This window comes from Planctomycetia bacterium (assembly GCA_016795155.1).
Classification (GTDB): Bacteria; Planctomycetota; Planctomycetia; order Gemmatales; family HRBIN36; genus JAEUIE01.
The window spans coordinates 55,747-69,810 of record JAEUIE010000059.1 but is presented as its reverse complement, the minus strand read 5'-3'; the positions used below and the strand labels follow the sequence as shown (position 1 = coordinate 69,810).

General features: G+C 51.8%; 10 protein-coding genes. 7 read left to right on the top strand and 3 right to left on the bottom strand.

Going from position 1 to position 14,064, the window contains the following annotated elements; genetic code table 11:
• Positions 1 to 2 precede the first annotated feature (2 nt).
• A complete protein-coding gene (locus tag JNJ77_20825; GenBank protein ID MBL8825045.1) occupies positions 3 to 1,454 on the top strand; it encodes a DUF1501 domain-containing protein in 1,452 nt (483 codons plus the stop codon).
• Between the two features lie 601 nt (positions 1,455 to 2,055).
• Here the strand turns inward: JNJ77_20825 and JNJ77_20820 are convergent.
• Positions 2,056 to 2,781, bottom strand: coding sequence for an MBL fold metallo-hydrolase (locus JNJ77_20820; protein ID MBL8825044.1), 726 nt, complete (start codon positions 2,779 to 2,781; stop codon positions 2,056 to 2,058).
• Between the two features lie 163 nt (positions 2,782 to 2,944).
• Between JNJ77_20820 and JNJ77_20815 the strand changes: the two genes are divergently transcribed.
• On the top strand, positions 2,945 to 3,700 hold the full coding sequence (locus JNJ77_20815) for a triose-phosphate isomerase (GenBank protein ID MBL8825043.1): 756 nt from the start codon (positions 2,945 to 2,947) through the stop codon (positions 3,698 to 3,700).
• Between the two features lie 174 nt (positions 3,701 to 3,874).
• Positions 3,875 to 7,162 (top strand): protein kinase, encoded by a 3,288-nt coding sequence (locus tag JNJ77_20810; GenBank protein ID MBL8825042.1) that lies wholly within the window; start codon positions 3,875 to 3,877, stop codon positions 7,160 to 7,162.
• A 13-nt stretch (positions 7,163 to 7,175) separates the two neighbouring features.
• Here the strand turns inward: JNJ77_20810 and JNJ77_20805 are convergent, their stop codons facing one another.
• Positions 7,176 to 8,222 carry a sugar-binding protein gene (locus JNJ77_20805; GenBank protein MBL8825041.1) on the bottom strand — a complete coding sequence of 349 codons (1,047 nt, stop codon included), beginning with the start codon at positions 8,220 to 8,222 and terminating at the stop codon, positions 7,176 to 7,178.
• 171 nt (positions 8,223 to 8,393) lie between these two features.
• On the opposite strand from JNJ77_20805, the gene speA reads away from it, so the two are divergent.
• The 3 genes from speA (at position 8,394) to JNJ77_20790 (ending at position 11,896) form a co-directional block, all read left to right on the top strand.
• Positions 8,394 to 10,307, top strand: coding sequence for a biosynthetic arginine decarboxylase (speA, locus tag JNJ77_20800; GenBank protein ID MBL8825040.1), 1,914 nt, complete (start codon positions 8,394 to 8,396; stop codon positions 10,305 to 10,307).
• Between the two features lie 19 nt (positions 10,308 to 10,326).
• On the top strand, positions 10,327 to 10,557 hold the full coding sequence (locus tag JNJ77_20795; GenBank protein MBL8825039.1) for a hypothetical protein: 231 nt from the start codon (positions 10,327 to 10,329) through the stop codon (positions 10,555 to 10,557).
• Between the two features lie 76 nt (positions 10,558 to 10,633).
• A complete protein-coding gene (locus tag JNJ77_20790) occupies positions 10,634 to 11,896 on the top strand; it encodes a metallophosphoesterase family protein (protein ID MBL8825038.1) in 1,263 nt (420 codons plus the stop codon).
• Between the two features lie 393 nt (positions 11,897 to 12,289).
• Here JNJ77_20790 and JNJ77_20785 read toward each other — a convergent pair whose 3' ends face one another.
• A complete protein-coding gene (locus JNJ77_20785) occupies positions 12,290 to 12,604 on the bottom strand; it encodes a hypothetical protein (GenBank protein MBL8825037.1) in 315 nt (104 codons plus the stop codon).
• A 230-nt stretch (positions 12,605 to 12,834) separates the two neighbouring features.
• Here JNJ77_20785 and JNJ77_20780 point away from each other — a divergent pair, with 230 nt between their 5' ends.
• Positions 12,835 to 13,968 (top strand): sigma-70 family RNA polymerase sigma factor, encoded by a 1,134-nt coding sequence (locus JNJ77_20780; GenBank protein MBL8825036.1) that lies wholly within the window; start codon positions 12,835 to 12,837, stop codon positions 13,966 to 13,968.
• Positions 13,969 to 14,064 lie beyond the last annotated feature (96 nt).

Here is a 14,064-nt window from a genome sequence, read left to right as displayed (position 1 = left end):
GCATGCTCTTTTCGCGTCGAGACTGGCTGAACTCCACCACCAGTGGCCTGCTGGGAACGGGGTTGTTCGCGCTGCTGCAACGTGACCAAGCTCTCGCTTCAGATAAGAAGGATGGACTCCATCACCCAGCCAAGGCTAAACGAGTTGTGCAGTTCTTTATGGCGGGCGGGGCGAGTCATCTCGATCTGTACGATTTCAAGCCAGCCCTTATCAAACACCACGGCAAGAAATCCGACTTTGGCGAACCGGTTGAAGCCTTCCAGGATGGCTTGGGCCCCTGGCTCAAGAGCCCGTGGGAATTCAAACTCTACGGCAAATCGGGAAAGATGCTCAGTGATATCGCTGCACCACTCGGCTCGCTGGTGGATGATCTAGCCTTTGTCCACAACATGGTGAACAGTTCGGGAGTACATAGCCAGGGCACACTGTTGCAGACCACCGGCTTCACTCGTCCAGGATTCCCCGGCATGGGATGCTGGGTGAGTTACGGACTCGGAAGTCTGAACGACAATCTTCCCACCTTTGTCGTGCTTCCCGATCACCGAGGCTATGGTTCCAACGGCACCAAAAACTGGGATGCATCTTTCCTGCCATCACAACACAGTGCTACGGTCATCCGTACTGAATCGAAACAGCCGGTGCAGTATCTTTTTCCCGATAAACAGGGGGCCTACGTTTCCTCAGAGAGCGAAACAGCAACTCAACAATTGCTGAAGCAGATGAATGCTCATCACGCACAGAGCCGTGCTGACGATCTGCGGCTCTCAGGCCGGTTGGCCAGTTACGAACTGGCAGCACGCATGCAGTTGGCTGCCCCCGAAGCGTTGCAATGGGAAAAGGAGCCGGAGCATGTTAAAAAGCTGTATCATCTGGATGCTATACCACCGAGTTTCTCCACGGAGATTAACGATCTGGAAGAAACCATCTGCTTCAGCCGACGGTGCCTGATTGCCCGTCGACTGCTGGAACGGGGCGTGCGGTTCATTCAGGTCTGGCTCGGCAACGACAACAGTTTCCCCCGCCGTAATTGGGATTCGCATGAGAACATCGCCCGCGACCACGGCCCCCTGGCGCTAGGCATGTCGCGAGGCATCGCTTCATTTCTGACCGATCTGAAACAACGTGGCTTGCTCGATGACACTATCGTGCTGTGGACCACCGAATTTGGCCGCATGCCCAGCAGTCAAAGCGGAGCAGGGCGTGATCATAACCCCTTCTGTTTCACCAATTGGCTCTGCGGCGGCGGTATCAAGCCCGGCATCACCATCGGCCCCAGCGACGAGTTTGGCTACAAACCACTGAATCGAAACAGCCCGACGCAGGTTTACGACATCCATGCCACCATGCTGCATCTGCTTGGGATCGATCATCTGAAACTGACAGTGAGAAACAACGGCATCGACCGCAGGCTGACCGATGTGCATGGGCATGTGATGAAGGAGCTAGTGGTTTAACTACTGTGTTGCACTGTTGGGAGAGTATTTCCCCAACGTTGGTTGTTACTTTCATATGCTCTGGCTCATGACGTTAACTGACGTCCCGCGATAGCCTCCGTTGCCTGCCAGGGTGACCAATGTCCGCCGAGTGCCCAACGTTCCATTTCTCGATCACAACTCGGACAAATTCCCAGTTGTACGCCATCTTTTACGAACATTGCTTTGAGGCTTGCGTTGCACCAGGGGCATACTTCAGATTCGACTGGCCGCTCACTTCCTGCAGCCCTCCACGATGCTGGCCGGAGTCGGCGGAAGACTGATGTTACAGCAAAGCAAGTCATGACGATAAGAGATACGAAAAACGCCAGCATGACTAATACAAGAGATACAGCCAGTAGCAGCCATCGCTGCCACCACGGGAATTTCAACGTAGACCACTCATATCTTGACTTCAGCACGGATCAACTCCAGCATGCCAATCTTTGCATGGTAGCATTATAAACTGGAAGAGCTTGGATTGTTGAATTTTACTGAACCATTCCTCAATACACACTTATCAACGTCGCCTTAGTGCACTTGCAGTTGGAATGCATAGTTATGGGAAATTTGTTACTGCCTCCTACCCCACATCAAAATTCGCCTTCACCACTCCTGCCAGTTCACTTAACAATCGGCCAGCCTGGCCGATGTAGGACGAGCCATGCATCACCGCCAGCGATTGCGGCTGGAGATCAGCCAGTGATAGCAGCACTCCTTCGGTTTGCCGCGTGTACGGCATGTAAGCTGCCAGCGGGCCTTGCTGCATTTGCTGCATAGCCCGTTGGGTTGGTTCAATCAGTTCCGATGTTGTAACAGGAGCAACGTCTCCGAAGTGATGAAACAGATCGGAACAGAACAATGTTTTCTGTGTCTCTTCGAACAGCACACCTGCATCCCAGCCATGCGGTATGTGAGGTGAACGATAGAAACGGTATCGGTATTTGCCCGTGACAAGGACATCGTCTGCCGTCATGCCCAAAGCAGGGCGGATGGCAAAGTCATCCACACTGACAATCTTGCCAACCAGCGTGCAGACAGGCTGGGCATGTGGTGCCTGCTCCAGCCACTCGTTCAGTCCGCCACACTCATCCGATTCGAAATGACTCCAGGCAATATGCCGTAGCGTCGTGGGGTCTATCAATGTGGCTACCGCCTCCCGCAATGCAGGGAACATTTTCTTAAGGCCAGCATGAAACAGCAATGGTTCCTCATCACGAACCAGGAAATGATTGAACTGCATGTCAATCCCAGGCACATAGATCGACAGCCGAAAAACATCAGGTGCAATTTCGTCAATTTTGGTCATGTATTCAACCAGTGATCACTAATTAGGTAGAAAGCATTCAGGCGAGTCTGATGTTACCAGATCAATTCTCTGAAACAACAGATATCTGCGTGCTGCCGAAGTCCTGTTGCCTTCAAGTCAAACTCCCCTTAAATAGCGTCATCACAGTTCAGGAAAATAGACAATGCGTATTCCGTTTGTGGTAGGTAACTGGAAAATGAACCTGGATCGCCAGGGGTGTGAGTCGCTGGCGAAGCACATTGCAGTTAAACTGCCCCAATTGCAGGGTGTGCGTGCCGGGGTGTGTCCGCCGTTTCCCTATCTCATGACGGTTCATGCACAGATTAAGAACAGTCCCGTTGTGCTCGGCAGCCAGAATGTCTACTGCGAAACCAAAGGGGCCTTCACCGGTGAAGTAAGTCCGGCTATGGCTCTGGATTGTGGCTGCACCTGGACCCTGGTGGGGCACAGCGAACGTCGGTTGGTAATAGGTGAAGACAATAAGCTGATCAATAAAAAAGTGAAAGCAGCTTTGGCTGCCGGGCTGAATGTCATTCTCTGCATTGGTGAAACGCTCGAACAGCGACAGCAGAACCAGACTGAAAAAGTGGTTGAATCCCAGTTAGTCGGCAGCCTGGAGGGTATTACGCCTGACCCCGAAAAGCTGGTGCTGGCCTATGAACCTGTCTGGGCCATCGGCACCGGTGTCGTTGCCACTCCCGATCAGGCGGAAGAGGTTCATCAGTTCATTCGTGGCTGGTTGACCAGGCAGTATTCTGCAGCCGTTGCAGAGAAACTCTGCATCCAGTATGGCGGCAGCGTCAATGCGGGAAATGCCAAGCAGTTGATTTCCCAGCCCAATGTTGATGGGTTACTCGTCGGCGGGGCCAGCCTGAAGGCCGATGAGTTCGTTACGATCATTATTGCTTGCCAAAACTGATGCAGCAATTGATTTGCTGTTCATGTTCACTTGCGGGCACCTGCTGCAAAGTCTTAAGATAGGTAGCGGGGTGAAGCCGTGCCAATCGCGGCATGGCAGATGGGTTGTTGATGCATCCCATCCATTCACAATGTTACCTTACAGTGAACATTTCAGGGAGACTCGGCAAACTTCATGGTTGTTACGTGCGATGCTTGTGAGCGCAGCCTGGAGTTCAGCGGAGATCGTCCCTCGTTTTGCGCTTTCTGCGGAAAGAAACTCGTCAAGAAAGACCTGGTTACCACGCATTCCTTTAAGGATGCGCCATCAACCGATCCACAAAGCGTTACCCAGCTTCCCCCGCCTGACCGCATCATTACCTTTGCCGGTGGCACGCCTCTTATCCCCAAACAGATTGGCAGTTATACCGTCATCCGCCAGTTGGGTGCCGGTGGAATGGGAACGGTCTATGAAGCCGAGGATGCGAGTAACGGCAGACGCGTGGCAGTTAAGCTGATCAAGCCTCAGATTGCAGCATCGGAAGACAATCTCGAACGCTTTCGACAGGAAGGCCGTCTGGCCAGCCTGATTACCAATCCTCGCTGTGTCTTCGTCTACCATACTGATGAAGATAAGGGCCGCCCTTACATTGTCATGGAGCTGATGCCCGGAGCTACGCTCAAGGATATTGTGAACCAGCAAGGCCCGTTGCAGATCGGGCAGGCTATCAAGAAGATTCTTGATGTTATGGATGGCCTGCAGGCTGCACATCAGTTAGGCGTCATTCATCGTGATGTCAAACCGTCCAACTGCTTCGTGCTCACGGATGGACATGTCAAGGTTGGTGACTTCGGTCTCTCCAAAGTGTTGCCAGTTTCAGACAGCTACCTTGGTAAATCGCCCGATAAGGATCAGACCACTGGCGAGAACGAGGAGGGCATCACGCGAACCGGGGCGTTTGTTGGCACGCCGCTTTATGCATCGCCGGAACAGATCAAGGGCGAAATGGTCGACTTCCGCACCGATGTTTATTCGGTGGCTGCGACCATGTACTTCCTGCTGACCGGGCAGGCGCCCTTTGAAGGTGGTGACAACACCGCCACCATTGCCCGGATCGTCAGTGAAAAGCCGCAGAGTATTCTTAATTTCAGAACAGATGTACCGGTCGAACTGGATCGTGTGATTCTCCGCGGCTTGGAGCGTGACCGTGAAGCTCGTTACATGAGCCTGCAGGAGTTTCGTCAAGCGTTGTTGCAGTTTCTGCCAGGGTATCTGCAGAACGCGCCCAGGCGAGTTCGCATCCGTGCTGCATTGATCGATTTTGCGTTGTTATCTCCTGGATTGATTCTGATTCACCAACTGGTTCCCCGCTTGATGCCTCCTATCATCTGGGGGCCTGAACTGGTCGACCTGACAGTTGATCTCGGAATGTGGCTATTGATTCTGGCTTATTTTCTCGTCACCGAGGTGATGGCTGGAGCCAGTTTCGGCAAATGGCTGTTGCATCTGAAAGTGGGTGGCCTTCGACCGGGAAAACCGCCCAAGCGAAGACAACTGCTGCTGCGGGCATTAGGTTTTTTTGTCATTGTGGCATTGCCAGGATTATTGGCGCTGGCTCTCACTGGCAGCGACTGGTTCAAGTGGATATTTCACGGCATCGGTATCTTGCTGCTCTTTGATTCCATGCGTGCCCAGGGCGGCTATCGCGGGTTGCATGAAATCCTCAGCAGAACTTGTGTCGTGCTGGTGCCTCCCACCCCCCAGCAGATTCAATTTCCATACTTTCCCCCAGAACCACCGGCTCCGTTGCCTCCGGGAATTCCGGCGCGTATTGGCAACTATGCCATTGATGGTATCCATCGTGTCCTGGATGATCGAATTTACCTGGTTGGAAAAGATCTGATACTCGATCGAAAAGTATGGCTGGTGATGCGGCCCCATGAAGAGGGAAAGATCAGCACCGCACGACGTGAGATCAGTCGCAGCACGCGCATCCGCTGGCTCGGCGGTGGTGAAGTTGCACTCAGCAATCGATCCAGCAAAATCACCCATCACTGGGATGCTTACATTGCCCCCAACACAGGCTGTTCACTGACTCAGCTGGTAGCCAGTGAAGGCAAACTGTCCTGGGGTGTTACCCGGTATCTGCTCAAGCAACTGGCTGATGAACTGGCTTCAGCAGTGAAAGACGATACCTTCCCCGATGAACTCAGTCTGGAGCAAATCTGGCTGTTGCCGGAAGGCCAGGTATTGGTTGTCGGCGCGAGATTTCACAATACAACTCAAGACAGCATCGATGATACTGCCAGCAGCGAAGCACAGCGTTCAGTACAGTTTCTCAAACAGGCTGCACAGTTCATGCTCGAAGGCAATGCTGCACTACCTGCCAAGCCGCGTGCAGTTCGTGCTCCAGTGCCAGCTTTCGATCGACCGATTTTAAATCGTTTATCAGGCTTGACCCGTGAACCTTATACGTCGCCCGATGAAGTGGCTGATGATCTGCGCAAGACCAAAGAGAGACCTGCCGAAGTCACCGCCATGATGCGCTTAGGGCAACTGCTTATTGCAGGCACGCTGTTAAGTCCCATCCTCCTGGCGATTCTGGTAGTCAGCCGATATTACGCCGAGATCAAACCCACGCTTCAGCTAACGCACCAGGTTCGCCGCGCGGATCGGTACATTGAATGGTTCAGCGATCCAAAAAATATTCCACTGTTTAAGCAGTTTCTGCGTGACAATGTCTTTGAATCGCGATTGATTCGGCAAGCTGGGCTGCTCGAATTTGCATCGACTGCACCTATTCGCCTGTTCAGCCCGACGACGCGCGATCAACTACTGATGTCCGCCTGTCAGGGTTGGTTGATCAAACAGCAGCAGATTGATCGAAGTCAATTGCAGGCATTGCGGAATCAACTGAGCATGGCAGCCATTCTTCCTCAATTGGCTGCAGTCGAGATCATGGCAAATGCATCCAACAGCAGAGCTGACAGCCAGAATGGTGAACGTGATCCCGTTCTAGTTCATGAGTTGCAGCGCACGTTGCGACATGCACTGGTTCCCAAACCGCTTGATCAGGAAGTTCTGCCACTAGTCAATCGGTTGACTGCTTGGCAATTGGCCCTCTGGACCATTTTACCATGGTTTCTTCTCTGGGTAATCTGGGCGATGATTGCGCATGGCGGGTTATCGTTCAAACTGATGGGCATCGACCTGCAAAACAGCGTGGGGAACCGAGCAAGCATGCTGCAGTGTGGCTGGCGATCGATCCTGATCTGGCTGCCGTTCTTTGCTTTGATTCTTGCATCAGTCTGGATTCAGGATGCCAGCCAGGGAAGCGAGCCTGCTTCCGGCGCCTGGTGGATATACTGGATACCCTGGTGGCTGGCCCTGATCTATCTCGCAGCCTGTGCCGTATGCACTTTGATCTGGCCCCAGCGAGGCTTATATGATCGACTAGCCGGGGTTTATCTGGTGCCACGTTAAATAGGTTGAGCGGCTATTTTTTGGAACGTAATTCATTGAGCTTTTTCTCAAAGGCATCAACATTGCCTTTTTCAATTACCTGATGCTCAATGTAACCGATGCCATCGGCAGGCAGCACGGATTTGTTTCCTTTTGCCACTTCCACCAGAGTCTTCACGCTCCGATAGCCGAATTCATAAGGCTGCTGAACAATGGTGCCAACGATTTCACCGGAGCGAATGCCATCCAGCGTTTCTTTCTGCTCATCGAAACTGACGATTTTCAGCTTGTCTAATTTCTTCTGATCCTTGGCTGCCAGAAGAATCTGCGGCGCATTGTAAGCCCAGAGACCTACCATGCATGCAACATCTGGATGTTTGATCATCATGTCTTCGGCATTAGCTTTGCAGCGGGCATCTTCGGCATTGTCCGTCATGGTATCGAGAATCTGATAAGCACCAGCGGCAATGGGGTAACCTTTCTTCACCAGTGCGTTGGCCTCTTCCATAGTCTTTAACCCGGCTAGCGAAGCAATCACACCGTTGCGACGTTGCTGTGCATTAAGGTTATCCAACTTGCCTACAAAAATGACTACCTTCCCACCAGGTACAGCTTTCTTCACCAGTTCACCAGCCGATTGCCCTGCTGCAAAATTGTTGGTGCCCAGGAAGCACAGCCGTTTGCTACCGGGAAGCAGATCATTATCGACGGTAATAATCTGAATCCCTTCCTTGCTCTTGGCATCGTAGTATTCGCCCTGGTTCTCAGCATCGTTAGGGCTGACAGCAAAATGTTTCACACCCTGGGTAATCAGATCTTCGATAATCTGCCTTTGTTCATCAGCGCTACCTTTGGCGGGCATCCGGAAATCAGCTTTCACGCCGAGGTCTTTCTCGGCCTGCCTGACACCTAGTTCAGCGAGCTTCCAGAATTCATGGGCATTGTTGCTGATAAATGTAACCCGCAGATCGCCACTGATTGCCGAGCCTTTGGGAACCACACTGGTCGACTTGGAACTTCCACATCCAACGAAGGATGCGACGCTGCAGAGACAACAGAAGAGCAAAGCTTTGCGTAACATGGTCTATTCTCAAAGGGTGTTGTTGCAACTCAGCATAAACGACTTTTTCCCGTTGGCAAGCAGTCAGATTGCAACTTTCAGTACCTTTGTCGGTTCTGTTCTTGACGATTGCGTGGAAACACCGATCATGGCAATACTGTTTTCATGTTCTAATACAGGTGAACCCCGACGATGAAGCTGATGGACCAGTGGACCATTCAGGACGCTTACGACACTTATAACATCCGCAACTGGGGCAAAGGCTATTTCAGCATAAATGCTGATGGCCACGTCGTGGTTCATCCGAATAAGAACGATCAGCCCGGCATCGATCTGAAAAAACTGATCGACCAGTTACAGGCACGAGGCATTCAGTTACCCATCCTGCTCAGATTTACCGATATCCTTCGCCATCGTATTACCGAGATGCACCAGGCCTTTCAGCAGGCCATGCTCGAGTTCCAGTATCAAAACAGTTATTGCAGCGTCTATCCCATCAAGGTGAATCAACAGCGCCAGGTAGTTGAAGAGATCATTAACTTCGGTGCTCCATTACAGTTCGGACTGGAAGCAGGTTCCAAACCGGAACTACTGGCAGTGCTCGCTCTCACCAGTGGGCACGATGTACCCATTATCTGCAATGGCTTCAAGGATGATGAATTCATCAAGATGACCATGCTGGCACGCAAGCTGGGAAAAAACATCATTCCCGTGGTCGAAAAATTCACCGAACTGACCAGCATTGTGAAGCATGCGAAGGGGTTGGGTGTCAAACCCGTAATCGGCGTTCGCGCTAAGCTGGCGGCTCGCGGTGCAGGCCGGTGGAAACTTTCTGCAGGCTATCGCTCCAAGTTTGGCCTGACTATCACTGAAATTCTCGATGCAGTTGAATATCTCAAGCAGGAAGGCATGGCGGATAGCCTGCAGTTGCTCCACTTCCACCTGGGCAGCCAGATCACCAATATCCGCAACGTCAAAGGCGCCATCAACGAAGCAGTCCGTGTTTATGTAGAGCTGCACCGCCTGGGTGCGGGCATGAAATACCTCGATGTCGGGGGCGGTCTCGGCATCGATTACGATGGTTCCCAGACTGACTTTGAATCATCCATCAATTACACGCTTCAGGAATATGCCAACGACATCGTCTTCCGCATCAAGGATATTTGTGACGAAGCAAATGTGCCTCACCCTACGATCATTACCGAAAGTGGTCGAGGCATGGTGGCTTATCACAGCGTGCTGGTATTCGATGTTCTCGGAACCAGTGGGTTTGATCACTTCCAGATTCCACCCAAGCTGCCCGAAGATGCACCCAAGCCTGTGGCGGAACTCTACGCTGCCTGCACAGAACTAAACAAGAAAAACTACTTGGAATGTTATCACGACGCCTCGCAGGCTATCGATGAAACACTGACGCTCTTCAACACAGGCCACCTGGACCTGGAGACACGCGGGCTGACCGAAAGACTCTTCTGGAGTTTCTCCAGCAAACTGCTGAAACTCATCAAGGAAATAGATTATGTTCCTGAAGAACTGGTCGGCTTGCAGGCGATGGTCTCCGATACCTATTTCTGCAATTTCTCCGTCTTCCAGTCGATGCCGGATGCGTGGGCCATCAAGCAACTGTTCCCGATCATGCCGATTCACCGCCTGAAAGAAGCCCCGACGAGGAAGGGCATTCTTGGCGATATCACCTGTGATAGCGATGGCAAAATCGATCAGTTCATTGATTTAAAAGATGTCAAGAACACGCTCGAATTGCATACCGTTGCTCACAATGAGCCTTATTACCTGGGTGTATTCCTGGTGGGTGCCTATCAGGAAATTCTTGGCGATCTCCATAATCTGCTGGGTGACACCAACGCAGTACACGTCAAGATTGATGAAGATGGCGACCCGGTGATAGAGGAAGTCATCAAGGGCGATTCTGTCCGTGAAGTGCTGGCTTATGTGCAATACTCTGCAGACAAGTTATCCCAGTTAATGCGTCGCGACGTGGAGAAAGCAGTCAAGAACAGCCGCATCAGTGTCGAAGAATCACGCGAGTTCCTTCGCTTTTACGAAGCAGGCCTGGAAGGGTATACTTATCTTGAAGAGGCAGAGTAAGGGTTCACACTTGCCGGAAATGAATTCAGATTGGTTCAACCCCACGCCTGAGCAAATTGCTGAGGTGGATATGGAGCAACTGCGCGACTTGCAGGCGCTGACCCCTCAGCAACGTCTTGAACGGCACGAAGGAGCAAGACAACTGGTGATGAAACTCAGGCAACTTGGCCAGGAATACTATGGCTACGATCCTCGATCTGTAACACAGGCTGCAATAAATAAAACTGAACCTAAACAGATGCAGCAATAATCAGGTCTTGATCGTCTGTAGAATATCTTCCTGCCCGAATACTGCACTTATCGTCCCCGCCTGGATCGGATTCCACATGCCCACGAGCAAATCAAACTACCTCGTTGCCATCGGCGCTCTTGCCCTCGTGCTGGCCACCTGGTGGCTCAGCGTTGCCAGTTCTTCACCCAGCGAGCCTGAGACCAAACATACCAGCAGCAACCCGCAGTTGAAATTTCTCATAGAACCCTATCTGCAATACCCTACCCAGAATGGCATCACCATCATGTGGGAAACCAATCAGTCTGGCTCCACCGTGCTGCACTACAGCGAAGCGGAGACCGTCAAATACGATGCCAAGACTAAAAAGCCTATCGCGCCCAAACTGCAGCATCGCATCGAAGGCGTAGCGGGCGAGATGCATCGTGTGGAACTCTCCAACCTCAAGCCGAGCTCTCGCTATATCTACCAGGTTGAAACTACCGCTGGCGATGGCAGCGTCCTGCAAAGCGATTTCAGTACCTTTATGACAGCCGTTCGATCTAATGAAGCCTGGTCGTTTACGGTGGTGGGCGACACGCAACGCAACCCAGAAATCACAGGCCGCATTGCCAGGCAGATGTGGGATCGGCGGCCCAACTTTGTGCTGCACTGTGGCGACGTTGTTGACGATGGCAGAGAAAAGAGCCAGTGGATTTACGATCTTTTTGGGCCATCCAACATGCTGTTCCGCCGCGTGGCAGTGATTCCCACCATTGGCAACCACGAGAAGAACGATCCGCACTATTACCGTTACTTCAGCATGCCCGATCCGAAGTATTACTACCGTTTCACCTATGGCAACGCAGATTTCTTTGCCATCGATTCCAACGATTTGCGAAATCTCAGCCCAAGCGGTGAACAATATCAATGGCTCGATAAAGAACTAGCCGCATCCAAGGCGACCTGGAAAGTCGTCTTTCACCATCACCCCGCCTATTCATCCGATGATGATGATTTTGGCTATTCCTGGTACGGCAAAAATGGTGATGGCGAACCTCGAGTACAACGCCACCTCGTGGCCCTCTACGAAAAGCACAAGGTCGATGTCGTGTTCAACGGCCACATTCATGTCTATGAACGCACCTGGCCTCTACGGGAGAAGAAAATCGACCATCAGCAAGGTACCACTTACATTACCAGTGGTGGCGGCGGCGGCAAACTCGAAGACTTTTCCGCCACGCCTCACTGGTTCAAAGCCGAGCAACGTTCGTGTTATCATTACTGCTACGTCACCGTTCACGACGCCACGCTGCACTTCAAAGCATTCGATGCGGAAGGCAGACTGTTTGATGCGATGACGGTGAACAAGAAGCGATGAAGGATGTAATCCGCGTGTAAATGGATGGCGAAACCTGAAAAGTAATATGCAAATAATCAGAGTTGTTCAGGCATGCCTCACCTGATACTCTGGCTTCGCCAACGTTTACTCAACGGGATAGTTATTCTTCACCAGAAATGAGTTTGCTGAGGCCTATTTCATTCAGGGTTTAATGCTGATGTCAATAAAGACCCACATCATCCTGACACTTCTATTATTTTTCGGTGGATTTGCTGCCATTGTAATAACGGGACAGTCACTTTACATGCTTGTTGTTGGGCTTGGATTTTTATCCGCTCTTGGTCTTGGACTTCGCGCGGTCATTGCCACGCTATTTGAGAAAAAATCCAAGAGCAAATGATTGCGGAACTTGATTAAAATAATGCGTGTCACTCATTGCTCATAAGTCCACCCACATTGCGGACACACATCCTGATTCGGGGCCATTTTGGCATTACAGGCCAGGCAATGGTTTTCTTTGCGATGGGTGTGTGCGGCATGTTTCAATACATCTACTGCCCGTTCAGCATCCGCTTCAGCCACCTGCAGCTTGATCGCGCCGACGGCATTCCCCAACAGCCAGGTCATTGAGACAACTTCTGCATCAGTGATAAAGCCCTGGATGCCCGATCGTTCCAGCAGCATGCGTTTGAGTTCAGCATCTTCTTCGCTCATGAATGTCATGACAGTGACAAGTTCTTGTGACATGGGCGCTTCCTGTATCATGAAGAAGAGAATGATTGTGTAAAAACATATCTCACATACATTGTATCCTGTAACATCAGCTACGACTGCATGAAACTGGCTGTTTCACACGGAACATGCAAATGAATCATGCGGAACGAATAAAAACATAATGATAACAATATTTCGGGACGCGCAACCCCTTCGGTGGGCACTCTATGTTGAACGATCTGCACAGTGAGGGAGAACTGGGTATGCCTTATTCGCCCTCAGGCAAACGTGAACAGGTGCCGATGATTGCAGAAGACCCTTGCATTTCGAGTGATGCTGATTTGCTGAGGCAATTTCTCGAAGTACATGATGAGAGAGCCTTTGCCGATTTAGTGGGTCGGCACGGGGCAATGGTGCTGGCAACGTGCCGCAGGCAACTGGGGAATTCCTCGGATGCTGACGATGCGTTCCAGGCTACCTTTCTCGTCCTGGCACGCAAGGCTGCTTCCATCAAAAAAAGAAATCACGTTGGCCCCTGGCTGTACCGTGTGGCTTGTCTGACGTCGGGCAAGTTGCGGCTGGCAGCTCAGAGGCAGCGGTTGCGGGATCAACAGGTGAAAACCATGCCTGAACAACCTGCTACCACCGTGGTTTCAGTTGAAGTGCGGGATGATCTGGCGTTGCTGGATCAGGCCATGGCGGAGTTGCCGGAGAAATACCGTGCTCCCCTGGTGCTTTGCGAGCTGCAGGGAATGAGTCGCCGTGATGCGGCAAGTAACCTGCAGATTTCCGAGGGAACGCTTTCGAGCCGACTGGCTCGCGGGCGAAAACTTCTCCGTCGCAGGCTGGCTCCCTACTTTGGCATTTTCACGATTGCCATGCTGATCGCTCTGTTGCTTCGTGCCCGCGCCCCGGTGGTCGTTCCGCCGAACCTGGCTCAGGGCACACTGAAGGCGGCCTGCGATGCCGTACAGATTGCAGCACTCAATGGGGCAGCGAATGCTGCTCCCCAGGTGCTTGCCGAAGGAGTGATCAAAACCATGTTGTTATCCAAGCTCAAACTGCTGACTGTTGCCGCCATGTCAATCTGTCTGCTTGGTGGAGTTGGTGTGTTGATCTATGCCAACGCTCCAGCCCGTCCCAACCAGGCCAAACTCGATGCCGTTCAGGTCGAAGGTTTCTTTGTGGCTGTCGATGATAACGGTGTTGAAATGCACGGCTTCGCTGTTGATGAAGTCAAGTTAGATGACGATCTCGACGGGTTGTGGGTAGCGGTAAGTGATGATGGCAATCATGTCATTGCTGCGAAGAATGCTGCTGCCAAAAGCGGAGAAGTAATTGAAGTTCAAGGATTTCCTTTAGGTGCTGTCCGCGAAGTCAAAAACCTGAAAAAATAGCCCCAATAAATTAAGGAATACCCACGACTGCTTGGTCGTGGGTATTTTTACGTTGATGCTTTCGACTGGATAAATCTGCTCCGCCAAGCATTGCTT